The 23627-nt window shown below is 74.8% G+C and carries 18 protein-coding genes; 12 read left to right on the top strand and 6 right to left on the bottom strand.

Annotated elements, in window-relative coordinates; genetic code table 11:
* Nucleotide 1: 1 nt before the first annotated feature.
* Complete coding sequence (locus ACFYYN_RS09595; protein ID WP_500545323.1) at nucleotides 2-1825, bottom strand: helix-turn-helix domain-containing protein; 1824 nt, start codon at nucleotides 1823-1825, stop codon at nucleotides 2-4.
* Nucleotides 1826-1976: 151 nt separating this feature from the next.
* On the opposite strand from ACFYYN_RS09595, the gene ACFYYN_RS09590 reads away from it, so the two are divergent.
* From ACFYYN_RS09590 to ACFYYN_RS09570, 5 genes are all read left to right on the top strand, one after another.
* Complete coding sequence (locus ACFYYN_RS09590) at nucleotides 1977-3803, top strand: Hsp70 family protein (protein WP_500545322.1); 1827 nt, start codon at nucleotides 1977-1979, stop codon at nucleotides 3801-3803.
* Nucleotides 3804-3866: 63 nt separating this feature from the next.
* The gene (locus ACFYYN_RS09585; protein ID WP_500545321.1) at nucleotides 3867-4970 is read left to right on the top strand and encodes a hypothetical protein; all 1104 of its coding nucleotides are present in this window, start codon (nucleotides 3867-3869) and stop codon (nucleotides 4968-4970) included.
* A 6-nt stretch (nucleotides 4971-4976) separates the two neighbouring features.
* Entirely contained in the window at nucleotides 4977-6239 is a 1263-nt protein-coding gene (locus ACFYYN_RS09580; RefSeq protein WP_500545320.1) for a hypothetical protein, read from the top strand.
* Complete coding sequence (locus ACFYYN_RS09575) at nucleotides 6232-7461, top strand: patatin-like phospholipase family protein (protein ID WP_500545319.1); 1230 nt, start codon at nucleotides 6232-6234, stop codon at nucleotides 7459-7461. The genes ACFYYN_RS09580 and ACFYYN_RS09575 overlap by 8 nt, the downstream gene beginning before the upstream one ends.
* Before the next feature lie 102 nt (nucleotides 7462-7563).
* Nucleotides 7564-8112: a hypothetical protein gene (locus ACFYYN_RS09570; RefSeq protein WP_500545318.1), complete on the top strand. Its 549-nt coding sequence runs from the start codon at nucleotides 7564-7566 to the stop codon at nucleotides 8110-8112.
* 1 nt (nucleotide 8113) lies between these two features.
* On the opposite strand, the gene ACFYYN_RS09565 is transcribed toward ACFYYN_RS09570, so the two are convergent.
* From ACFYYN_RS09565 to ACFYYN_RS09550, 4 genes are all read right to left on the bottom strand, one after another.
* Entirely contained in the window at nucleotides 8114-9313 is a 1200-nt protein-coding gene (locus ACFYYN_RS09565) for an acyltransferase family protein (RefSeq protein ID WP_500545317.1), read from the bottom strand.
* Nucleotides 9314-9342: 29 nt separating this feature from the next.
* Complete coding sequence (locus ACFYYN_RS09560) at nucleotides 9343-11460, bottom strand: bifunctional polysaccharide deacetylase/glycosyltransferase family 2 protein (RefSeq protein ID WP_500545316.1); 2118 nt, start codon at nucleotides 11458-11460, stop codon at nucleotides 9343-9345.
* Nucleotides 11457-12107, bottom strand: coding sequence for a hypothetical protein (locus ACFYYN_RS09555; protein WP_500545315.1), 651 nt, complete (start codon nucleotides 12105-12107; stop codon nucleotides 11457-11459). Before ACFYYN_RS09555 ends, ACFYYN_RS09560 begins: the two co-directional genes overlap by 4 nt.
* Before the next feature lie 113 nt (nucleotides 12108-12220).
* Complete coding sequence (locus ACFYYN_RS09550; RefSeq protein ID WP_500545314.1) at nucleotides 12221-12997, bottom strand: SDR family oxidoreductase; 777 nt, start codon at nucleotides 12995-12997, stop codon at nucleotides 12221-12223.
* A 34-nt stretch (nucleotides 12998-13031) separates the two neighbouring features.
* Between ACFYYN_RS09550 and ACFYYN_RS09545 the strand changes: the two genes are divergently transcribed.
* Nucleotides 13032-13346: a 4a-hydroxytetrahydrobiopterin dehydratase gene (locus ACFYYN_RS09545; RefSeq protein WP_500545313.1), complete on the top strand. Its 315-nt coding sequence runs from the start codon at nucleotides 13032-13034 to the stop codon at nucleotides 13344-13346.
* A gap of 665 nt (nucleotides 13347-14011) precedes the next feature.
* Nucleotides 14012-15655, top strand: coding sequence for an alkaline phosphatase D family protein (locus ACFYYN_RS09540; protein WP_500545312.1), 1644 nt, complete (start codon nucleotides 14012-14014; stop codon nucleotides 15653-15655).
* A 5-nt stretch (nucleotides 15656-15660) separates the two neighbouring features.
* Here the strand turns inward: ACFYYN_RS09540 and ACFYYN_RS09535 are convergent, their stop codons facing one another.
* Nucleotides 15661-16671, bottom strand: coding sequence for a Gfo/Idh/MocA family protein (locus ACFYYN_RS09535; protein ID WP_500545311.1), 1011 nt, complete (start codon nucleotides 16669-16671; stop codon nucleotides 15661-15663).
* A gap of 81 nt (nucleotides 16672-16752) precedes the next feature.
* Between ACFYYN_RS09535 and ACFYYN_RS09530 the strand changes: the two genes are divergently transcribed.
* The 5 genes from ACFYYN_RS09530 to ACFYYN_RS09510 all read left to right on the top strand — a co-directional run bounded on the left by ACFYYN_RS09530 (nucleotide 16753) and on the right by ACFYYN_RS09510 (nucleotide 23544).
* Nucleotides 16753-18045, top strand: coding sequence for a multidrug effflux MFS transporter (locus ACFYYN_RS09530; protein WP_500545310.1), 1293 nt, complete (start codon nucleotides 16753-16755; stop codon nucleotides 18043-18045).
* A gap of 38 nt (nucleotides 18046-18083) precedes the next feature.
* Nucleotides 18084-18281: a hypothetical protein gene (locus ACFYYN_RS09525; protein ID WP_499511571.1), complete on the top strand. Its 198-nt coding sequence runs from the start codon at nucleotides 18084-18086 to the stop codon at nucleotides 18279-18281.
* Entirely contained in the window at nucleotides 18247-19335 is a 1089-nt protein-coding gene (locus ACFYYN_RS09520) for a serine hydrolase domain-containing protein (protein WP_500545309.1), read from the top strand. The genes ACFYYN_RS09525 and ACFYYN_RS09520 overlap by 35 nt, the downstream gene beginning before the upstream one ends.
* Before the next feature lie 237 nt (nucleotides 19336-19572).
* The gene (locus tag ACFYYN_RS09515; protein WP_500545308.1) at nucleotides 19573-21720 is read left to right on the top strand and encodes a SpoIIE family protein phosphatase; all 2148 of its coding nucleotides are present in this window, start codon (nucleotides 19573-19575) and stop codon (nucleotides 21718-21720) included.
* 252 nt (nucleotides 21721-21972) lie between these two features.
* Entirely contained in the window at nucleotides 21973-23544 is a 1572-nt protein-coding gene (locus tag ACFYYN_RS09510) for a methionine--tRNA ligase (protein WP_500545307.1), read from the top strand.
* Nucleotides 23545-23627: the final 83 nt, after the last annotated feature.

The following is a 23627-nucleotide window of genomic DNA, read 5'->3' as shown; positions in this document are numbered from 1 at the left end:
CTCACCCGCCGCCGGCCTCCGCCGGCGGCGCCGCGCACTCCGCGGCCAGCCGTGCCATCCCGTACTCCTCCGCGACCGCGCGGGCCGAGCGCAGCAGGCGCGGTGCCTCCGCGGCGGCGTCCGGGCGGCCGCAGGCGCGCAGGGCGCGGGCCTGCCACAGGCGGAGCCGGGCGAGCTGCGGGGCGGAGGTGCGGGCCGGGGTGGCCGCCAGGCGGAAGTGCGCGAGGGCGGCGTCCGGTTCCCCGGCGGTCAGGGCGAGCACACCGCACGCCTGGGCCGTGGGCGCGACCAGCACCGTGGGCCAGCCGGCCAGGGCGATGCCGGTGCCGTTGTGCGGGGCCAGCCGTTCGCGCAGCCGGGCCACCAGGGGTCGCAGCTCGGCCTGGTCGCCGATAGCGGCGCAGGCCTCGGCGAGCAGGGCGAGCGTGGGCACCGCCCAGCCGTGCGGCGGCAGGGCGCGGAAGCCGTCGGTGTCGTCGGCGAAGGCCTGCAGCAGGTCGGCGGCCTGGTCCCGGGCGCCGGTCTCGCACAGGGCGAGGACGAGCCCCGCCCGCCAGACCGGGAAGTAGCCGTGCTCCTGCACGTCGTCGGCGAGGCCGTCCGCGAACAGCTCGTGCATCCGGCCCTGCTCGCGCAGCAGCCAGTAGGCCTGGCCCATCCGGGTCTGCCGGAAGTTGCCGGCGGGCACGTCCAGGTCGGCGGCGAGCCGGTCGGCGTACTCGGCGGACTCCCGCAGGATCCAGTCCGCCGCGGCCGCGAACCGGCCGCGCCACAGGTCGAGCGTGGTGTCGAGGGTGCGCTGCTGCCAGCGGGCCAGTTCACTGCGGCTCGCGGCGGCGTGCCTGCGGTGCTCCTGGGCCGTGGACAGCGCCGGGTACACCCGGCCCATGCGCAGCTGGTCCACGGCCAGCCCCATCAGCGCCTCGCCCCGGAAGTGCGCCGAACCGTGGCGCACGGCGGCGTCGCGCAGCCGCTCCGACAGCGCCAGTGAGGCGGCGGCTGGCGCGAAGTCGTACAGGCCCCAGCGGCACTCGGTCAGCACCTCGCAGCGCACCTCCTCGCCGAGGCCGGAGGCTTCCGCGGGGTCCGCGGCGTCCGCGCGTTCCAGGCCGCCCAGCGTGTGCCGGGCCAGGGCCGCGCCGCTGTCCGGGCCGGCCCGGGGCACGGCGGTGTCCGCGCTGACCGCCATGGAGAGCTTCTTCGCCCGGTGCGCGTTGAGCTGCAGGCGCAGCGCGCCGGCCTCGGGACCGGGGTCGTCGCGCAGGGCGGCCAGGCTGTCGCCGATCAGGTGCAGCAGCTCCCGGTCGACCTGGCCCGGGTCCGACCAGCGGCGGCAGATCCGCACCACGGCCAGGGCCTGGGCGCGCGGCCGGCCCTCGGCCAGCCGGTGCGCCTCCCGGTAGCAGCGGTCCGCCTCGCGCATCCGGCCCGCGGCGTGCCGCAGGTCGCCGCGCCGCACGAGCCGGTCGAACTCCTCGCCGTACCCGGAGGCCAGGGCGGGGGCGTCGGGCGGCACGGGCGCGGCGCGGTCGACCAGTTTGGACGCCGTACGGACCGGACCGCGGACGCCGTCGCGCTCCTTGCCGCCGCGGGGCTCGCGGGCGGGCCGCGGCCGCGGGGCGAGGCTGAGCAGTTCGCCCCCGGCCTCGAGGAAGTGGTCGCACCTCTCGGCCAGTTCGTACGTCGGGCGGCGCATGCCGTTCTCGACCCGGCTCAGGAAGCTGCGGCTGCACGGCACGCGCTCCGCCAGTTCGCCCAGCGACTTGCCGGCCGCCTGGCGCCTGCGGCGCAACTCCTGCCCGAAGCCGTTCTGTTCCGCCTCCAAGGGCCCCCTCCGTTCCCGTCGCCCGGTGCCTGCCCGGGTGTTGCCAAATATGCCCTGGCAACACCCGGGCCCTCCGGATAACTGCGGAATTGGGACAGCCTGTCAGGTGCGGGGCGGGTACGGACGCCCCATGACCGGGGGGAGTTGACCGATGAGCGGCTTCGACACGTCGGGGGCGGGCAGGCCGAAGGTGGTGGCCGCCGTCGACTTCGGCACGCACGGCACCGGCTTCGCCTGGGCCGTGGTGACCCCGCTGAACGACGATCCGCAGTCCCGGCGGATCACCTTCTACAGCCGGTTCCCCGAGCACCGCGTGGACTACCCGAAGAACCTGACCGCGCTGCTCGTCGACGCGGACGGCACCACGGTGGCCTGGGGCCACAAGGCGCGCAAGCAGTGGTCGGAGGCCTCCGACGGCGGCCGGACGGACGGCCTGGGCTACGCCTACGCGTTCAAGATGGCGCTCAAGGACGACGGCGCCCCGGTGGACATGCCGACCACCGGCGGCATCGTCGACCTCGGCGACCGCGGCCGGGTGCGCGAGCTGATCACGGCCTACCTGCGGGAGATCAGGGAACTGGCGGTCGCCCAGATCAAGGACGCGGGCTACGCCGAGCGGGAGATCCGCTGGTGCATCACCGTCCCGGCGATCTGGGACGACGAGGACCGGGCCGCGATGCGGCACGCGGCGGTGGATGCCGGCTTCCCCGACGACCCGGAGCGGCTGCTGCCGTCCATCGAGCCGGAGGCCGCGGCGCTCTACTGCTACCTGCGGATGGCCGACCTGACCGACGGGACCGGCATGCGCGACCGGCTGCAGCTCAACGTGGACGGCTTCCGCTTCATGGTCGTCGACTGCGGCGGCGGCACCGTGGACATCACGGCGTACGAGACCTCCAGCGACGCGGCCGAGCTCATCGCGCTCCGCGAGATCGGCGTGGCCACCGGCGGCCGGCTCGGCTCGGAGTACGTCAACCAGGCCTTCCGTGAGCAGGCCCTGGGCAAGCGGCTGGGGCCCGAGCTGCTGAGGCGGCTGGAGCGGGAGCACTCGGGGGACCTGCTGGAGCTGTCCGAGCAGTGGGAGCGGGCCAAGACCACCGCGGAGGTCGAGTGGGACGAGGACGGCACCCCGCACATCATGGACACCGTCCGGATCGACCTGCCCGTCACCGTCTGGCAGTTGCTGGACGAGGGCAGCCGGGCCCGGCTGACGGAGGAGGCGGGCGGCCGCCCGCAGCGGATGGTGCTGGCGCCGGAGGAGGTGGAGGTCCTCCTGGACAGCGTGGTCGAGGGGATCCTGGACAAGGTCGAGGAGCAACTGGCCGCCATCCGCCGCACCAGCGGGGAGGCCGCGGGCGCGGGCGCCACGGGGTCGGAGACCCTGGTGCTGGTCGGCGGGTTCGCCAAGTCCCAGTGGCTGCGGGAGCGCATGCACCGGCACTTCGGCTCCCGGCACCGCATCCTGGTGCCGCCGGACCCGGCGCTGGCGGTGCTGGAGGGGGCGACCCACTTCGCTTACAACCCGCGGGTGTTCCTGTCCCGGCAGGCCAAGTACACCTACGGCTTCGAGACCTCGAAGCTGTTCGAGGAGAGCGTCGACTCGCCGATGCGGATGTTCCGCGACGACGACGGCGACATCCTCTGCGTGGGCCGCTTCGCCGTGGCCGTGCGGCGGCTGGACAGCGTGCGGGTGAAGGACGCCTTCCCGTTCACCATCCTGCCCACCCGGGAGGACCAGACCGAGATCGAGCTGCGGGTCTACCGCACCGTCAAGGCCGAACCCCGCTACGTGGACGAGGACGGCTGCGAGGAGATCGGCCGGCTCGCCGTCGACATCGGGGAGACCGTGGGGCGGCCGTTGCGGGAGCGGCCGATCCGGCTGCTGTTCTACTTCGGCCGCTCCGAGATCGAGGTGGAGGCCTTCGACCCGGCGACCGGCGGCAGTCACAAGGTCCGCGTCGACTTCGACCGCATGTAGGGGCGACGGCAGATGAGCGGTGCGGACCACAGGGAAGAACGCGCCGAGGACGAGGGGGAGACCATGTTCGGTTGGTTCCGGAAGGCGGAGGCGGCGCCCGCGGGCGACCGCGACGGCGACGGCGACGGCGGCGGTGACCACCACGACGGTGGCGGTGACGGCACGGTGGAGCGCGAGCCGCGGGCGCCGCGGCGTGGGACGGAGCGGCGCACGCCGCCACGGAGCCGGGCGACGACGGCGACGGGGTCCGGGGCGGGCTCCGGGACGGCACCCGGCAGGGCCGCCGCGACGGTGACCGTGCCGCGCGCCGAGTGGGAGCGGCTGTCCGCGGCGCTGGACCGGATCGCCGAACTGGACAAGCTGGAGGGCCGGCTGACCGCGCTGGAGCAGGACTCCGCACGCCGCGAGGCGCGGCTCGGGGCCCGCATCGGCGCCCTGACCGGGCTCCCCGGCCGGGCCGAGCGCGCCGAGGCCGCATTGGAGGAGCTGGCCGTGCGCGCGGAGGCGGGACTGAGCCGGATCGACGGGCTGTCGCGTCTGCACGACGCGCTCTCCGCGCGCCTGGGCGCGACCGAGGCGGCGGCGGAGGCCGCGGCCCGCAGGCTCGCGGAGCACGACGAGGTGCTGGACCTCATGCGGGCCGGCCAGGTCAGCGAGCGCACCGACCTGACCGACGAACGGGCCCTGAGCCACTACGCGTTCGCCGACCGGCTCAAGGCGCTGTTCACCCAGCGCCTCCCCGAGGTGATCGGCCCGCGCACCGCCACCGACGGCGGGGACGACGTGGTGCTGCGGGAGGCCGAACTGGTACGGCAGATGTGCGGCGCGCTCTTCGGCACCGGCACCGGCGAGCCGGACCTGGCGGAGCTGAACCGGATCGTCACCGACGGCGGCCGGATCGAGCCGGACCGGCGCGGCCGCAGGCTGCTGGACCGGGTCGGCCAGGAGGCCGCCGACCTGCTGCAGGCGATGGCCGCCAGCGGCCACCCCACCGAGTTCGTCTTCGACCTGCCCGCCGGCACCATCGCCGACCCCGACCGGCACATCCTGTGGCCGACCTGCGAGCCGGGGCGGCCCGTGGCGTTCGTGGTGTGCCCCGCCTACCGCGCGGCGGGACTGCGCGTCCTGGAGCCCACGGTGTTCGCCCTGCGCGGCGGGAAGGACTGACCCGCCGTGCGCGACGTCGACCTGCGGGAACTGCGCAGGCGCATCCCGATCGCGGGCAACCGGGCGCTGGCCGAGATCGTGGACGGCCTGGAGACGGCGGAGAACCTGACCGCCGCGCGGGTGGAGCACGGCTTCTTCAGCCGGGTCATCCTGGGCTGGAACCGCAAGGACCGGCAGCGCGCCCTGGAGTCCCAGGCCGCGCTCGCCCTCACCCAGCGCCGGATGGTGGCCTGGGCCCAGGAGACCGCCCGGCACCTCGCGTTCACCGACCTCACGGTGGGGCTGCTCGCCATGGAGGTCGAGCAGCTCCAGGACAGCGTGCTGGAACTGCGCGAGGCGAACCGCCAGGCGTTTCGGGAGATCCGCGAACTCGCGGCCGTCCTGGCCGAGTTCATCGACGCCGTGGACCGCCGTTTCGCCGAGATCGACGAACGCCTCGACGGTCACGAGCGGATCCTGGACACCCACGCCCGCGCCCTGCTGGAACTGGACCGGCGGGTGCTCGCCACCGAGCTGTGGCAGTCGGCCTGGGCCGACGGCGACACGGCGGTACGGCGCTGGCGCCACCAGGGCGCGTACGCCGCACTGCCCTGGCCGTGCCAGGTGCTGCTGCTGGCCCGGGAGTGCGCGACCGGACGGCAGGGGCTGCACGAGTTCGTCACGGGCGACGAGGGATGGCGGGAGCGCCTGGCCGACGACGTCCTCGCCGACCCGCGCGCGGCCGCGGCGGCGGAGGCCTACTGGCCGGCCAGGCCGGTGGCGGAGCCCGTGCCGGGGACGCCCCCGGCACCCTCCTACCGCGCGGTCGAGGAGGCCGGGGGCCGCCCGCCGGGTCCGCGTCCGGCGTTCGGAGGCCGTACCGCGGCGGCCGATCCGCTCCCCGTGCCGCACCGCAGGCCGGTGCGGTCCCTGCTGGAGCGGATCCTCGCCGACATGCCGGACGCCGACGAGCGGCGGATGGTCGCGGAGGTCGCGGGCATCGGCCTGTCCGCGCGGCTGCGGCCGCCGCACCGCCCGATCGGCTACGCCGTCGCCCGCGCGCTGGACCTGTCCACCCGGCCGCCCGCGCGCCGTCCGGACGACCCGGCCCGCGTGGCCGTCGAGGACGCCCGCCGCGACTGCGGCCACGTACCCGCGGTGACCCACGAGGAGTTCGTCCGCGGCGTCATCCACGAGCAGGCCGACGCCGCCCGCCAGGCACGCGCCGCGCTGCGCACCGAGACCGAGAAGCGACGGGGGACGGGGGAAGGGGGAGGGCCCGATGCCTGAGCACCAGGGGGAGGTCCGGGGGGCGGGGGGCGTGGGGCCCGCCGGACCCGGTCCGGGCATCGGGCCCCACGACGGGGGCGGTCCCGTGCCGGACCGCTTCGGGGACCTGCGGCGGCGTGCCGCGGGCATCGGTTCCGGGCCGCTGCCGGAGTACGGCGCGGCGGCAGGCCCGGGCACGGGGGCGGTACCGGCCCCGGACCGGTGGGAGACCGCACAGGGGACGGCCTCGCACCGGTTCGGGCTGGTACTGGCGGGAGGCGCCGCCAAGGGCGCCTACCAGGTGGGCGCGGTCGAGTGCCTGGCCCACCACGGCGCGCGGATCACCGCCATCGCCGGGACCAGCATCGGGGCCCTCAACGGGGTCGCGCTGGCGGGTGCGCCGAACCTGCGGGAGGGGGCGGCGCGCCTGGCGGAGCTGTGGCGCGACTTCACCTCCCGCATAGGCGACGCCCCGTTCGGCACCCGGGCCGTCGCGGACGGGGCCGTCTCCGAGTCCCTGCTGCAGAGGTTCGGCAACCTCGCGCCCAGGGTCGTCCGCCTCCTCGGCGCGCACGGCGACCTGGAGCGGCTCGCCGACCGCGCCGTCGACGCGGCCGCGCTGCGGCGCCCGGCGGCCGTCACCATGCGGGTCGCGGCGTACCCCGTCCTGGCCCCGCACCCACTGCCGCACCTGCGGGCCGGACAGATGGCCGCCGAATGGCTGGCCGGACTCCTCGGCAGCCGCTCGCGGATCCTCCACCTCAACGGCCTGGAGCACGCGGAGATCAAGGAGGCCGTGCTGGGCAGCGCCGCGCTTCCGTTCCTGTTCGCGCCGCGCCAGGTCGCGGGGGAGTACTACCGCGACGGCATGCTCGGCCGGGACAACACGCCCATCCGCGCCCTGGCCGACCTCGACCACTGCGACATCGTCATCGTCGTCCAGCTCGCCCCGGGCGAGACCGTGCGGCAGATCGAGCACCCCGGGCTGACCCTGCTGCGCGTCCGCCCGTCCCGCCCGCTCACCCCCGAGGGCACCCTGGGCACCCCCGGCGGACTGCTGGACTTCTCGCCCGCCACCTTCGAGCGGCTGCGCTCCCGCGGCTACGAGGACACCGAGCGAATGCTCGCCAGGACCGCCGGCCTGCTCGGCGCGGCGCACGAGGTGCGCGCGGCCGAGGAGTTCATGGCCGACGCGGTCCAGAGCGTCATCGACAAGGGCCGCCGGCTCCGCGGCGGTCCGTGAGGCGGCGCCGTTCGCGCGCGCACTGCCGGGAACGGGCAATGCCCACGGGCCCGCGGACCTGCCACCCTCACTGTGGCAGTGGCGTGGCAGGGGGGAGCCCACATGGCGGGCGGCGGAGGCGGCGGCGCGTTGTTCTCGGTGGTCTGGGGGCTCGGGGCGACCGGCTTCGGCTGGGTCCTCGTGACGGACTTCCGGGGTGCGGCGCGTCGCTTCCACACGATGTCCTCGCGGTCCGCGCCCTTTGGCGGGGGCCGGCCACCGGCCGTCGGCATCGGGTTCGTCCGCTTCGTGGCCGGGGTGTTCGCCCTGGCCGGGCCGGTGGTCCTGGTGACCGGTCTGCTCGCGCTGGTCCGGGACCCGGCGGCGCCGGAACGGCTGCCCCGGCTGCCCTTCCCCTTCGCCGTGTTCGCCATCCTTGGCGCAGGGGTGGGGCTGTGGACCTTCTGGCGGCGCTCCGGCGTGCTCCGCCTCGAATGGGTGGAGGGCGGCACCGTCCGGCGGGCGGCGGCGGCCGTCCTCACGGGGGTGCTCGTCGCCTTCCCGGTCCTGCTCGTGCTCGGCCGGACGATGCCGATGCTCCTCGTCTGGCTGCTCGGCGGTATCGCGGGCGGGGTCCTGCTGGTGGGCCGCCGGGACCGGGCGCCGCGGTGACTCAGCGGGCCCCGGCGGCGCGGCCGCGGGCCCGCCGGCCGCGCTTGCGCCCGCCCGTCGGCCACAGGCGCGGCCGGCGTCGTGAGGCGACGTCCTCGGTCCAGCCGACCAGCAGGACGGCGGCGCCGATGAGCGGCCAGACGACGAGGAACTGGAACCAGGTGGCGTCGAGCGGGAGATGGGCCTCGAAGAAGGGCACGTCCCACATCAGGTCGATCAGCGGGACGCTGGCGAAGAGCGCGACCTCGTGCCACAGGTAGACGGTGACGGCACGGGCGTTGAGCAGTCCGACGGCGCCGTCGGCGACGGGCAGGCGGCCCGTCCGGCGCGGGCGGAAGCGCAGCAGCAGGAGGACGAAACCGGCCGACCACAGCGCCTGGGCCAGCGGGATCTCACCGAGGTCGATGCCCTCGTCGGTGGGGTGGGTGTACGCGAACCAGCCGCCCGCGGCGAGGCAGAACGCGGCCGAGGCGACCACCGTGCGGGCCCGCAGGGCGTCCAGCAGGCCGTCGCGGTGCGCGAACCCGAGCAGCCAGCAGGCGGCGAAGGTGACGAGGTCGACCACCGGCGTGAGGGCCGGCTCGGCGAGCGGCAGCCGGTCGTACTGGGCGAGGACGACCAGGGCACCGCAGGCGGCCAGGCACGAACGCGGCGCGGCCCGGAAGGCCTTGAGCAGCCAGGGGGAGAGCAGGACGAGCCACAGGTAGGTGCGGATGTACCAGAGCGGGGCGATGATCTGCTCGGCCCAGGCGGTGCCGGGCGGGTCGGCCAGCGGCAGGATCCACAGCAGCATCCGGTGCCAGGAGTGCGGCCGCCAGCCGTGGAGCAGCATCAGGACGGTCACGGCGGCGGCGAACAGCCAGAAGGGCACCAGCAGCCGCCGCAGCCGGCCGCGCACCACGGACAGCGCGGGACGCTGCAGCGAATGTGCGGCCAGCGACCCGGCCAGGGCGAACATGATGCCGATGGACGGGAGGAGCAGGGTCAGCCAGGCCCAGCCGAAGGTGTGGTAGACGACCACCCGTACCAGGGCGAGGGCGCGCAGCAGGTCGAGGTAGCGGTCCCGGCCGCCGCCCCCGCCCCCGGTGGACGGGGCGGGGGCGGCGGGGGTGGAGCTGCGCGGCCCCGGTATGCGCGTCCCGGCGCCGTCCGCGGGCCGGGGCGGGGCCGCCGGGGCTCCCGCCTCACGTGCTTCGGGCATGGGGCAACTCCTCGGGATGGTACGGGTGTTCAGACGCGGCCGGCGGTGCCGCTGCCGACGGTGGGCGCGCCGACCTCGCCGGTGCGCCGCAGCTTGTGCCAGCCCAGCCGGCCGCCGTTGACGGCCGTCACGCAGGACTGCAGCAGCACGAGGTACATCAACTGCCGGTACAGCACCTGCTGGAGGGGCAGCGGCCACAGGTCCCGCAGCGGTTCGCCGTCCAGCCGGAAGGCGTACGCCGCGCACGCGGCCTGCACGGCGAGCACGCCCGCCCACGCGAGCGCGGTGCGAAACGGGTCCATGAAGACCAGCCCGTAGATCGCGAACACGTCGATGAGCGGGGCCAGCAGCGGGGCGAGCACCTGGAAGAGGACGACGAGCGGCAGCCCGACCCGGCCGAAGCGGCCGGAGTGCCCGCGGTCCAGCACGGCGCCGCGGTGCTTCCACATCGCCTGCATGGTGCCGTAGCTCCAGCGGTACCGCTGCTTCCACAACTGCCGTACCGAGGACGGCGCCTCGGTCCAGGCGCGGGCACGCTCGGCGTACACCACGTGCCAGCCGGCCCGGTGCAGCGCCATCGTGACGTCCGTGTCCTCGGCGAGGGTCTCGTCGCTCATGCCGCCGACGTCGCGCAGCGCGTCCCGCCGGAAGGCGCCGCACGCGCCGGGGATGGTGGGCATGCAGCGCAGCAGGTCGTACATGCGCCGGTCGAGGTTGAAGCCCATCACGTACTCGATGTGCTGCCAGCGCCCGATCATCCGGGTGCGGTTGCCGACCTTGGCGTTGCCCGCGACCGCGCCGACCCGCGGGTCGCCGAAGGGCTGCACCAGTTCGCGGACGGTGGCCGGCTCGAAGACCGTGTCGCCGTCCATCATCACGATCAGGTCGTGCCGGGCGTGCGCCACACCGTTGTTGAGCGCCGCGGGCTTGCCGCTGTTGGGCTGCCGCACGAGGGTGACGCCGGGCAGGTCCAGGGCCTCGACGATGTCGGCGGTGCCGTCGGTCGAGCCGTCGTCCACGACCACGATCTCCACGGGATGGTCGCTCGTGGCGAGGGAGTTCACCGTGTGGGTGATGCACTCCTTCTCGTTGTACGCGGGGACGATGACGCTCACCGGTTCGGTGACCGCCGGCCCCCAGCGGAAACCGGGCGCCCGGCGCTGCCGCGCGTGCCGGCGCGCCAGCACCAGCATCGCGGCGAACCGGGCCAGCACCAGCAGGCCCACCCCGGCGAGGAGGACGGCGAGCGCCGGCACCGCTGCCTCGGAGACCTCCACCGCGGCGACGAAGACCCGTCCCTTCCACAGCTCCGAGCCGCTGACCTTGTCGTTGGTGGACGTGGCGCCGACCGCCTCGCCGACCGTGGCGAAGCGGTAGCCGCGCTCCTTGAGTAGCGGGACCAGCCGGTCCAGCGCCGCCACGGTCTGCGAGCGGTCGCCGCCGGCGTCGTGCATGAGCACGATCGCGCCTTCGCCCGGCTTCGCCGGCACGGAGGCGTCGACGATCGCCTGCACACCGGGCCGTCGCCAGTCCTCGGCGTCGCGGTCGATGAAGGCGGCCACGTAGCCCTGCTTGCCGACCCGCTGGACGACCGGCCAGGACAGGTCGTCCAGCGCGTCGGCGGTCGAGGAGTACGGCGGGCGGAAGAGGGAGGCGTGGATGCCGGCGGCCCCCGCGAGCGCCAGCTGGGTCTGGGACAGCTCCCGGTCGATCCGCCCCGGCGACTGGTACACCAGGTCGGGGTGGGAGAAGGTGTGCACGCCGATCTCGTGGCCCTCGGCGACCATCCGCCGGATCAGCGCGGGGTGCCGGGCGGCCATGCCGCCGGTCACGAAGAAGGTGGCGCGCACGTGCTGCCGCTTGAGCACGTCCAGCACCTCCGGCGTCCAGACCGGGTCGGGTCCGTCGTCGAAGGTGAGGGCGATGGTGCGGTCCGGGGTGCGGTACGAGCGGGGCCTGTCACCGGTGGTGTCGACGACCGGGCCGCCCTCCAGCACCGCCTCCGGCACCTTGTCCGCCGAGACCGGCGGGTGGACCCGGTGGTCGGCCTCGAAGTCGCCGCGTACGTAGCCGCCGAGCAGCAGGACGCAGACGAGCACCACGAGGGCGAGCAGGGGTATGACGAGGCGGGGGCGCAGGGCGGTCACTGGCCGCCCTGCGGCTGCTGGTCGACGGGGCCGTCGGAGGCGCCCGGGGCGGGGGAGGCGGAACCGCTGGGCTGCCCCGACGGGGAGCCGGACGGCGCCGGTTCGGTCGCCGTCGCCCCGGTGGTCGGGGTCGCTCCGGTGGTCGGGCTGCCCGCCGTCGCCCGCGGGGTGGCGGCGGCGCCGCCCTTGGCCGGGCGCTTGGTCGGGGAGGCGCTGGGGCTGGGGGAGGACGGGGAGCCGGCCGTCCCGGACGGGGACGGCGCGGCCGCCGCCCCCGCCCGGAGGAAGCCCGCCGTCACCGGGGGTGCTGCGGCCTGGTCGGCCGGTACGTCGAGTTCCCCCGTCCCCGAGGAGCCCGCGTCGTCCGGCGCTGTGCTCGGCACCCCCGGCAGCGGCAGCAGCGTCTTCGGCGCGATCGGCGTCGCGCCGGAGAGGCTGAGTGCCAGCGCCGCCGTGTAGACGGAGCATGCCGCGCCGACCAGCCAGCCGGCCCTGCGTACTGCACGGGCCCGTCTCCCGCTGGAATCGACGAACACGGGGCCGGGCAGCGCTATCAGCTCGGTCTCCGGCTCGGGGGGCCCGGCCTCGGACCCGGCATCGTCTGCGGGCGTTTCTGACCATACGTCGCGGTGGTGCTTGGAGAGCATGCCGCAACGTAACGCGACGCAAGCAGTCCTATGGGACGTATTTCGGACTTGACCATTTCCGTGGGTGAAGTGGTCGAATTCGGCCGCGGGTGGCTGTGGCCCCCGCTGCGGCGTCAGCCGCGGCCGATGTACGGCATCGTCGTCGCCATCACCGTCGCGAACTGCACGTTCGACTCCAGCGGCAGCGCGGCCATGTGCGCGACGGTGCGGGCCACGTCGGCGACGTCCATCCGGGGCTCGGTCATCAGCCGCCCGTCCGCCTGCAGGGTGCCGGCCGCCATCCGCTCCGTCATCTCCGTGGCCGCGTTGCCGATGTCGATCTGCCCGCAGGCGATCCGGTACGGACGGCCGTCCAGCGACAGGGACTTCGTCAGCCCGGTGACGGCGTGCTTGGTCGCCGTGTACGCCACGCTCAGCGGCCGCGGCGCGTGCGCGGAGATCGACCCGTTGTTGATGATCCGGCCGCCCTGCGGCCGCTGCGCGCGCATCGTCCGGAAGGCGGCCTGCGCGCACAGGAACGCGCCGGTGAGGTTGACGTCGACGACGGCACGCCACTGGTCGTACGTCAGCTCGTCCACCGGCACGGCGGGCGCCCCCATCCCCGCGTTGTTGAACAGCAGGTCGACCCGGCCGAAGCGGTCGCCCGCGGCGGCGAACAGCGCGTCCACCGCCTCCGGGCGGGTGACGTCCGTCGGGATGACCGCCACCGCCGCGTCCGGCAGCCCGTCGGCGGTCCCGCGCAGCGCCTCCTCCCGCCGGCCGGCCAGGGCCACGGCCCAGCCCGAGGCCGCCAGTTCGCGTGCCACCGCCCGCCCGATGCCCGACCCGGCCCCGGTGACCACCGCGACCCGGTGCGCGGTGCCCGTTCCATTTCCCGCGATCTCAGTCATGGCTCCGCAGGGTATGCGGTGCCACGATGAAACCATGTCACCCTACGCCGACCCCCTGTCGCACAAGGAGATCGAGGACCGCCTCGCCGAGCTGCCCGGCTGGTCCCTCTCCGAGGACGGCGCGAGCCTGCTGCGCACGTACCGGCTGCCGCACATCCCGGCGGCGGTCTTCGTGATGCACATCGCGCAGATCCAGGACGAGCTGAACCACCACAGCGACCTGACGCTGGGTTACCAGACGGTCGCCGTCTCCGTCACCACGCACGCGGCGGGCGGCCGGCTCACGGAGCGGGACTTCGGTCTGGCCCAACGCATCGAAGCCATCGCCCCGGCCCACGGGGCCGCGTAGAGGCAGGCCCGCGCGGGCGGGGGCGCGGGCGCGAGCGCCTCGCGGCGTGCGGGCCGGTGGGTGGTGTGCTTCCCGCCTGCCCATTCCTTCCCGGCGCGAGGCGGGGCGGTGGTGGCGTGCGGCCGGGGTCCGGGTGTGGCGGGGGGCCGTATCGGCGGGGGTGCGCCCACGTGGTGTCCTGGTGGATGCCCTCATGACGGCCGGTCAAGCCGAGCGCGGACACTTTGCGGCGTGCGGGCCGGTGGGTGGTGTTGCCGGCGCGAGGCGGGGCGGCGGTGGCGGTGCGAGGGCCGGGGTCCGGGTGTGACAGGGGGCCGTAGCGGCGGGCGTGCGCCCGGTTCGTGACAGCCGCAGGCCTTGACGGGCCGTCACCCCGTTGGCGGGGGTGCGACCTGCGCGTGCCGTGTCCCCGGTCGGGGTGATCTTGACGGGCTGCCGGGGCGGGGGCGGGGCGCCACCGGCCGCACACCCTCTGCCGTCCGGGAGCTTCCCGGACGGGGGGCTTCGCGTCGCGGGGGCGAGATGTCCCGGTTAGGGTGGCCGTTCCGGGTCGCGGAGCTGACGCAGCGTCAACAACGAGACAGGGGCACCGTGGGCCGAACGGGGGGTTCCGGGAGTCCGTGTGCGCGACCGGGGCCACGCAACCCACGGCCAGGGAGGGACACGTGACGCACCCGCAGGCCCGCAGCCGCCATGACCGCACGCTGCGCGCCGCGGCGGCGCTGCTCGACCGCCGCCGCTTCCTGACCGTCACGGGGGCCGCCGCGGCCCTCGCGTTCAGCACGAACCTGCCCGTCGCCGGTGCCGCGCAGGCGGCCGAGGCGCCGCCCGGGACGCTGGCCGGGGACCCGTTCACGCTGGGTGTCGCGTCGGGCGACCCCACGCCTTCGGGCGTGGTGCTGTGGACCCGGCTCGCACCGCGCCCGTACGAGCCGGCGCCGGGCGACGGACTGCCCGAGGCCCGCGTGCCCGTCCGGTGGGAGATCGCGCGGGACGACCGGTTCGCGCGGGTCGTCCGCCGCGGTACCGCCCTGGCGCACCCGGAGTTCGGCCACACCGTGCACGTCGACGTCCAGGGCCTCCAGCCGGACCGGGTGTACTACTACCGCTTCCGCGCGGGCCCCTGGATCAGCCCCCCGGGCCGTACCCGCACCGCCCCCGCGCCGGGCGCCCTCCCGTACGAGATGCGGCTGGCCGCGGTGAGCTGCCAGGCCTACCACGACGGGTACTTCACCGCGTTCGGTCACCTCGCGAACGAGGACGTCGACGCCGTCTTCCACCTGGGCGACTACCTCTACGAGTACGCCGTCAGCGCCACCGGCGGCGCCCGCGCCCTCACCGACCGCACCCTGCCGGAGTGGTTCGCCAAGGAGACGGTGACGCTGGAGGACTACCGCCTGCGCTACGCCCTCTACAAGTCCGACCCCGACCTGCAGGCCGCGCACGCCGCCTTCCCCTGGTTCGTGACCTGGGACGACCACGAGACCGAGAACAACTACGCGGGCGGCAGCGACGAGCACGGCGGCTCCGCCGACGCGTTCCTGGTCCGCCGCGCCGCCGCCTACCGGGCCTACTGGGAGAACCAGCCGCTGCGCCTCCCGCAGTTCCCCCGGGGCCCGGACATGACGCTCTACCGCCGCTTCCACTACGGACGGCTCGCGCAGTTCGACATCCTCGACACCCGCCAGTACCGCACCGACCAGGCGTACCGGGGCCGCTGGCACGACCCCGGGCCGCAGTCGCAGGACCCGGCGCGCACGATGACCGGGGCGACCCAGGAGCGCTGGCTGCTGGACGGCTTCGCCCGCTCGCACGCCGTCTGGAACGTGATCCCGCAGCAGGTGGTGTTCTCCCGGCGGAGGAACGCCGCCGCCGCCTCCCCGCTCAGCATGGACGCCTGGGACGGCTACCCGGCCTCCCGGGACCGCGTGCTGGCCGGGGCGGGAGCCGCCGGCATCGAGAACCTGCTGGTGCTCACCGGCGACGTGCACGTCCACTACGCGATGGACATCAAGGCCGACTGGGACGACCCCACCTCGCGCACCGTCGGCACAGAGCTGGTCACCAGCTCGATCAGCAGCGGCCGCAACGGCTCCCCGCGCCCGTCCAACTGGTCGTCGCTCCTGGCCGCCAACCCGCACCTGCGGTTCTACGACGGGCGCCGCGGCTACGTGACCGTCCGGCTGGACGCCGAGGAGGCGCGGGCCGACTTCAAGACCGTCGACTCCGTGACCACCCCGGGCGCCGACCTGACCACCGCGGCGTCCTTCGTGACCGAGGCCGGGGACCCCGGTCTGCGGGAGACCTGAGGGGCTCAGTCCTCACCGGGGTAGCGGACGCCGATGCGGTCCCGGACCGTGTCGAGCGTCCGCATGACGGCGAGGCTGCCCTCCAGCGGTACGAGCGGGGACTCCCGTTCGCCCGCGCGCAGGCAACGCATGACCTCGGCCGCCTCGTGCTGCAGCCCGCGCAGTCCGTCGTCCGGGGCGCCGAACTCCTCCGGCTCGCGGCCCTCGCGGTGCAGCACGAAGCGGTCCGGGTGGAAGAAGCCGGCCGGAACCTCGATCCGTCCCGCGGAGCCGGTGACCACCGCGGTCTGGGCGGTGTCGGCGGTGAGGGAGCAGCTGAGGACCGCCATGGCGCCGCTGTCGTACCCGAGCAGCATGCCGGTGTTGTCGTCCACGCCGTGCTCGGTCAGGTGGGCCCAGGCCTGGACCTCGTCGGGCTCACCGAGCAGCAGGTGGGCGAAGGACACCGGGTAGACGCCCAGGTCCAGCAGGGCGCCGCCGCCGAGGGCCGGGTCGAGCAGCCGGTGGCCGGGCTCGAAGGGACCGGCGAGGCCGAAGTCCGCGTGCACACTGCGGACCTCGCCGACCGCCCCGTCCGCGACCAGTGCGGTCAGCCGCCGCACCACGGGGTTGCAGTAGGTCCACATGGCCTCCATCAGGAAGAGCCCGCGGGCTTTGGCGAGGTCGGCCAGCTCGCGCGCCTCGACCGCGTTGACGGTGAACGGCTTCTCGCACAGCACCGACCGTCCGGCCCGCAGGCACAGCCCGGCCGCGACGCGGTGCGCCGAGTGCGGGGTGGCGACGTACACCACGTCGACGCCGTCGTCGTCGGCGAGTTCGGTCCAGCTGCCGTACGCGCGCGGGATGTCGAAGCGGTCCGCGAAGGCGCGCGCGGAGGCGAGGCTGCGCGAGCCGACCGCCACGATCTCCGCGTCGTCCTTCATCTCCCGCAGGTCCTCGGCGAAGGACGCTGCGATGCCGCCGGTGGCCAGGATGCCCCAGCGCACTTTCCTACCGGAACCGACCGATTCCGTCATGAATCTGCCCCCACCTGGCCTCGACCACCTCGTGATTGCTGAGAGCATAGAGAACGATTCACACACCACGGAGAGAGACCCATGCCGGAAGCCGGCGCGACCCCGCCCGACCAGATATCCACACCGGGGCCGTCCATCCCGGTACGACGCGCCGGAGACGTCCCAGGAGCTCGCACCAGCCTGATGGTGACGTTCCTGCTCGGCGCGCTCAGCGCGCTCCCCGCGCTCTCCATGGACATGTACCTGCCGGCCCTGCCGCAGGTCACCGAGGACCTGCGCAGCCCGGCGGTCACGGTGCAGCTCACGCTCACCGCGTGCCTGCTCGGCCTCGCCCTCGGGCAGATGGTCGTCGGCCCCATGAGCGACCGCTGGGGGCGCCGCCGCCCGCTGCTGGCCGGAATGGCGCTCTACGTCCTCGCCACCGCCGTCTGCGCCTTCGCGCCCACCACGGAACTGCTGATCGGCTTCCGGCTGCTGCAGGGCCTCACCGGCGCGGCGGGCATCGTGATCGCCCGCGCGATCGTCCGTGACCTGTACGACGGTGTCGCGATGGCGCGCTTCTTCTCCACCCTGATGCTGATCTCCGGGGTCGCGCCGATCGTCGCGCCGCTCATCGGCGGGCAGGTGCTGCGGATCACCGACTGGCGCGGGGTCTTCGTCGTGCTGACCGTGGTGGGCGTGCTGCTCACCCTCGTGGTGTGGCGCTGCCTGCCCGAGACGCTGCGTCCCGCGGACCGGCACGGCGGCGGGTTCGGCGCCACGCTGGGGGCGATGCGCGGGCTGCTGGCCGACCGGGCCTTCACCGGCTACATGCTCACCGGCGGCTTCACCTTCGCCGCGCTGTTCGCCTACGTCTCGGCGTCCTCGTTCGTCGTCCAGGAGATCTACGGCGCCTCGCCGCAGACCTACAGCCTGCTCTTCGGCCTCAACTCCGTCGGCCTGGTGGCGCTGGGCCAGGTCAACGGCAAGATCCTGGTCGGGCGGGTCAGCATGGACAAGGTCACCGGGGTGGGGCTGGCGGTGATCACGGTGGCCGCGGCCGTGCTGCTGGCGCTGACCGCGGGGTGGCTCGGGCCGGTGGGGCTGGTGCCGGTGGCCGCGGGGCTCTTCGTGCTGATGGCGGCGATGAGCCTGGTCCTGCCCAACACCAACGCGCTCGCGCTGATGCGCACCCGGCACGCCGCCGGCTCGGCCTCCGCGCTGCTCGGCACGACCTCCTTCCTGGTGGGCGCCGTCGCCTCGCCGCTCGTCGGGATCGCGGGCGAGCACACGGCGGTGCCGATGGCCCTGGTACAGCTGGGAAGCGTCCTGGCGGCCTGGGTCTGCTTCGCCGGGCTGTGCCGACCGTGGCGGCGTACTGTGGATGCACGGTGACACCTGCCGTCATTGCCGCGCCGAGTCAGGAGGCAGCGATGTCCGAGCCGATCGACGAGAGCAGGTGGGCCTGGAAGACTGCGGACAGTTGTCTGCACACCGGGTCCGAACACATGATCGATCCGGAGGACCTGGTCATGGCCTCCGGCCGTGAGCCGACGCCGGCCCTCATCGAGAAGGCCCGCAAGTTGCTGGAGGAGCATGGCCCCGCAGCTGTCGAGAGGTACCTCCCGTGAGGCGCAGCTGCGCGGCGACGAGCTGAGTCTGCTCGTCGAGGACATCACCCCATATCTCGAACCCGTGCCCCCCTCCGTGCACCCGTGGTGCGCGGGGGCGGTGGTCCTGGCGGGCCGCGGCGGGACGGTCGCACTCCACGAGGCCGTGGGCTGGGCGGTGCGCTACGCGTCCTACGACGAGGGCGCCGACCGCGGAGTGGAGCTGCCACGCGAGCGATGGGTCCCGATGCGGCCGGACACGGTCTTCGACCTGGCCTCGCTGACCAAACTCTTCACCGCCGTCGTCGCGGTGGGCCGGCTGGAACTCGGCCGGGAGGTCGCGGCCTACGTGCCGGAGTTCGCCGCCGCGGGCAAGCAGCGCATCACCGTGGGACAACTCCTCGACCACACCTCCGGACTCCGTCCCGAACTGCCGTTCCACGACCACGCCGACGCCGAGGCCCGGGCGAAGCTGCTCTGGGAGGAGGCCCCGGTCGTCGCGCCCGGCACCGAGCGGATCTACTCCGACCTCAACCTCATCGCACTGCAGCACGTCCTGGAGCGGACCACCGGAGAGGCCCTCGACGCCCTCGTACGGGAGGACGTGACCGACCCGCTCGGGATGTACGACACCCGCTACAACCCGCCCGCCTCCTGGGTCCCGCGGATCGCCGCCACCGAGGACCAGCGCAGGCCGTGGGCGCGGCTGGACCGCGGCCCGCTCCGCGGGACGGTCCACGACGAGAACGCCCACGTCATGGGTGGTGTGGCCGGCCACGCGGGGCTGTTCTCCACCGCCTGGGACCTCGCCCTGTTCTGCCGTGCGCTGCTGGACGGCGGCGGCCCCTACCCCGGCTTCGAGCTGGACCGGCCCTGGTTCATGGGCGCCCTCGCGGGGCGCGGGGCGGCGGGCCACACCGGGTTCACCGGCACCAGCCTGGTGATCGACCCCGCCACCGACGGCTTCCTGGTGCTGCTCGCCAACTCCGTGCACCCGTGCCGTACCTGGCGGGACGGCAGCGTGCCCCGGGCGGCCGCGGGCACGCGGTTCGCGAAGGCGCTCGGCGTGGCCTGAGCCCCGTGCCGTGAGCCCCGTGGGGCCGCAGGGACGTGCCGGGCACGGCGGGGGCAGCCGCCCGAAAGGTGCCGCATGCGGTTCATCGGGTAGTTTGGCAGCTGACGTGGGGTGGCGATCCCGGGCGGCCGCCGCGTCGGCCGGCCGGCCCCCACGGCGGAACGGAGGCGCAGGAGTCGATGGTCCCCGAGGTCAGGACGCGACCGGACCCGGCACCGGACGGGGGGCGGTGAGGGCATGCCGCCGGACCTCGCCGGTCTCGTCGCCGCGGACACCGGTCCGGCGCTGCTGGACTCCCCGCTGAGCCAGGTGGTGCGCGACACGGGCGCCTCCATGGGCCTGGTCTACCTGATGACCCCCGAGCAGGACCTGCTGCGGCTGACGGTGGTCGTCGGCGTCTCGCGCAAGATCGACACGATCTGGGGCCGGGTGGCGTCCGGCGCCTCCAGCCCCATCGCCGACGCGGTGCGTGAACGACGCATGGTGCTGCTGTGCGGCCACGAGGACACCGCCCGGCTGTACCCCCGGCTCGCCCTGGTCCTGCCGTACGACTTCCCGCTCGCCGCGGCCCCGATCACCAGCGGCTCCACCATCTGGGGCGCGCTGTGCCTGGTGTGGCCGGGCGGGCATCCTGGGCGGATCACCCGGCGGGCCCGGGAGGCGTACCGCGGGGCCTGCGACCGCATGGGCCGCCTCCTGCGCAGGGCCGCCGAGGACGGCGAGCCGGTGCTGCCCCCCGCCGAGCCGCGGGTGCTGCCCGCGCTCCGCACCCGCACCCACAGCCCGGCCGAGGCCCTGGCCGCCGCCGACCTCGTGGAACGGCTCCCGGAGGGCTCCTTGGCCCTGGACCTTGACGGCCGGATCACCTTCGTCACGGAGACCGCCGCCGCCCTGCTCGGGGCGGAGGTGCCCGACCTCCTGGGCACCGAGCCCTGGGAGCTGTTGTCCTGGCTGGACGACCCGGTCTTCGAGGACCGCTTCCGCAGCGCGATGATCAGCCGCCGTCCCGGCTCGGCCACGGCGCTGCGCCCACCGGACCGCTGGCTCACCTTCGAGCTCTACCCGGACGGCACCGGCGTGAGCCTCCGCGTCACGCCCGCCCCCACGCCCGAGGCCGCGGACACCCCCGCGGCGCAGCTGCCCGCGGGCCCCACACCGGACCGGGCCATCGCCCTGTACCACCTGCTGCACATGTCGGCCACGCTCACCGAGGCCGTCGGCACGCAGGACGTCATCGACCTGGTCGTCGAGCAGATGCTGTCCGTCTTCGGCGTGCAGGCCGTGGCCCTGCTGACCACCGAGGAGGGACGACTGCGGATCATCGGGCACCGGGGCTACCACGAGGACTTCATGGAGTCCGTCGACGCCCAGCCGATGGACGTCGACAACCCGGCCGTGCGCGTCCTCAAGACCGGGGTCCCGAGCTTCTTCGCCAACGTCGACGAGTTCCTGCGGATCTACCCCGGCACGGTCGTCCGGGACCGCAAGGCCGCCTGGGCCTTCCTGCCCCTGATCACCTCGGGCCGGCCCGTCGGCTCCATGGCCCTGGCCTACGACCGCCCGCACCCCTTCTCGTCCGGCGAGCGCAGCGTCCTCATCTCGATCGCCGGCCTGGTCGCGCAAGCCCTGGACCGGGCGCGGCTGTACGACGCCGAGCACAACCTCGCCATCAGCCTGCAGGCACGGCTGCTGCCCCGCGCCCTGCCGGACGTCCCCGGCCTGGAGGTGGCCGCCCGCTACATGCCGGCCACCCGCGGCATCGACATCGGCGGCGACTTCTACGACGTGATCCGGCTCGACACGACCACCTGCGCCGTGACGATCGGCGACGTCCAGGGTCACAACGTGAACGCCGCCGCGCTCATGGGGGAGGTCCGCACCGCCGTCCGCGCCACCGCGGGCGCCTCCCCCAGCGAGGTGCTGGCCCGCTCCAACCGGCTGCTCGTCGACCTCGACCCCGGCCTGCTCGCCAGCTGCCTCTACGCCCAGCTGGACCTGGAACGGCACACCGCCTGCGTGGCCACCGCCGGACACCCGCCGCCGGTGCTGCGGCACCCGGACGGCACCACGGAGGTGCTGCCGCTGCCGCCCGGCCCGCTGCTGGGCGTCGACCCCGACGCCTGCTACCCGACGACGGAGATCGCGCTGCCGCCCGGCGCGGTGCTCGCGCTGTACACCGACGGTCTGGTGGAGACCCCGGGCGTCGACATCGACGTGTCCGCCGCCGACCTCGCGGCGCACCTCGCCCGGGCCGGCCCGGACGCCTCGATGGACGCCCTGGCCGACAGCCTCCTCGGGCACGCCCAGCGGTCCGGCCCGCGCAACGACGACATCGCCCTGCTGCTCACCCACGTGACGGGACGGCCGGCCGGGCCCGCGGTGTGACGACCCCTCAGGGAGCCGTCCCGCCCCACGCCGGACGGCCCGTGCGCGTCGCCTTCCTCGCGAAATGGTTCCGCGAACAGGGCGCCCCGGCTGCTAGCATCGGGGCATGATCGCGAACCCGTACCACCGGCAGATGATGGCCCCCGCCCGGGGCCGCTGACACCGGACGCGTCCGCGTCTTCCGAGGCCCCCACCGGGGCCTCGATCCTTTTGCGCGTCGGAGCCCCGCCACCGTCCTTCCCGGAGGTTCCGATGACCGCGCCCCAGGCTTCCCGTTTCTACGTCACCACCACCATCCCGTACGTCAACGCCCGCCCCCACCTCGGCTTCGCGCTCGAACTGGTGCAGGCGGACGTGCTGGCACGGCACCACCGCCGACGCGGGGAACCGGTGCGCTTCCTCAGCGGCACCGACGACAACTCGCTGAAGAACGTGCTGGCCGCCGAGGCCGAGGGCATCCCCGTCCAGGACCTCGTGGACCGCAACGCGGCCGCCTTCGCGGCCCTGGACGGCCCGCTCGCGCTCTCCCTGGACGACTTCATCCGCACCAGCCGCGACCCCCGCCACCGCGCGGGCGTGGAGCGGCTCTGGCGGCGCTGCGCCGACGCGGGCGACCTCTACCGCGAGCACTACGAGGGCCTGTACTGCGTGGGCTGCGAGCAGTTCTACACCCCGGACGACCTGGTGGGCGGCCGCTGCGCCGAGCACGGCACCGAGCCGCAGACGGTCGCGGAGGAGAACTGGTTCTTCCGGCTGTCCCGGTACACCGACGAGCTGCGCGGGCTGATCGAGGACGGGCGGCTGCGCATCGAGCCGGCCGCGCGCCGCAACGAGGTGCTCGCCCTGCTCGCGCGCGGGCTGCGCGACTTCTCCGTCTCCCGGTCCCAGACCCGGGCCCGCGGCTGGGGCATCCCGGTGCCCGGCGACGCCGGGCAGGTGATCTACGTCTGGTGGGACGCGCTCGGCAACTACGTCACCAGCCTCGGCTACGGCGGCCCCGACGGGGAGCGCGACGCGGCGTACGGCCGGTGGTGGGCGGGCGACGGGCGGCGCGTGCACCTGGTGGGCAAGGGCGTGCTGCGCTTCCACGCGGTGTACTGGCCCGCGATGCTGCTGTCGGCGGGGCTGCCGCTGCCGACGGACATCCTCGTCCACGACTACCTGACGGTGGAGGGGCGGAAGATCAGCAAGTCGGCGGGCACCACCGTCGACCCGGAGGAACTGACCGCCGAGCACGGCACCGACGCGGTGCGCTGGTGGCTGCTGCGCGAGGTGCCGCGGGTCGGCGACGCCGACTTCACGCGCGAACGGCTGGTCGCCCGCGCCGACGCGGACCTCGCCGGCGGGCTCGGCAACCTGGTGCACCGGGTGGTGACGATGGTCCACCGGTTCCGTGACGGCGTCGTCCCGGAGGCGGGCGGGCCCGGAGAGCCGGGCACGGAGGCCTTGCTGACGGCATGTCGGGAAACGCCGGACGCCGTCGCGGCGGCGCTGCACGACGTGGACTTCCGGCGTGCCACGGCCGCCGTCTGGCGGATCGTCGACGAGGCCAACCGCTGCATCGACGAGACCCGGCCCTGGGAGCTGGCCCGCGCCGAACGCCGGCACCGCAACGCCTCCGCCGGCCGCCGCCTGGACGCGGTGCTGGCCGCCCTCGTGCACGCCTGCCGTGCACTCGCCGGTGAGCTGGAGCCCTTCCTGCCGGGTGCCGCGGCCCTGATCGCGCAGCGCTGCACGGCCGGGGACGACGGCCGCCTCCCGTCCCCCGCACCGCTGTTCCTGCACTCCGGTGCCCGGGAGGCCATGGCTGCGCCCCGGTCGTAGGTCCCGCGGCCGGGCGCGCTCCGGCCGTGACCGCCTACGACGCCTGCCTGGCCGCGTCAGCGCGGAACCCCGGAGGACCGCCG

The sequence above is a fragment of the Streptomyces sp. NPDC001902 genome, assembly GCF_042891295.1.
Lineage (GTDB): Bacteria > Actinomycetota > Actinomycetes > Streptomycetales > Streptomycetaceae > Actinacidiphila.
The sequence above is the reverse complement of the archived record's forward strand: the minus strand, read 5'-3'. Positions and strand labels throughout refer to the sequence as shown.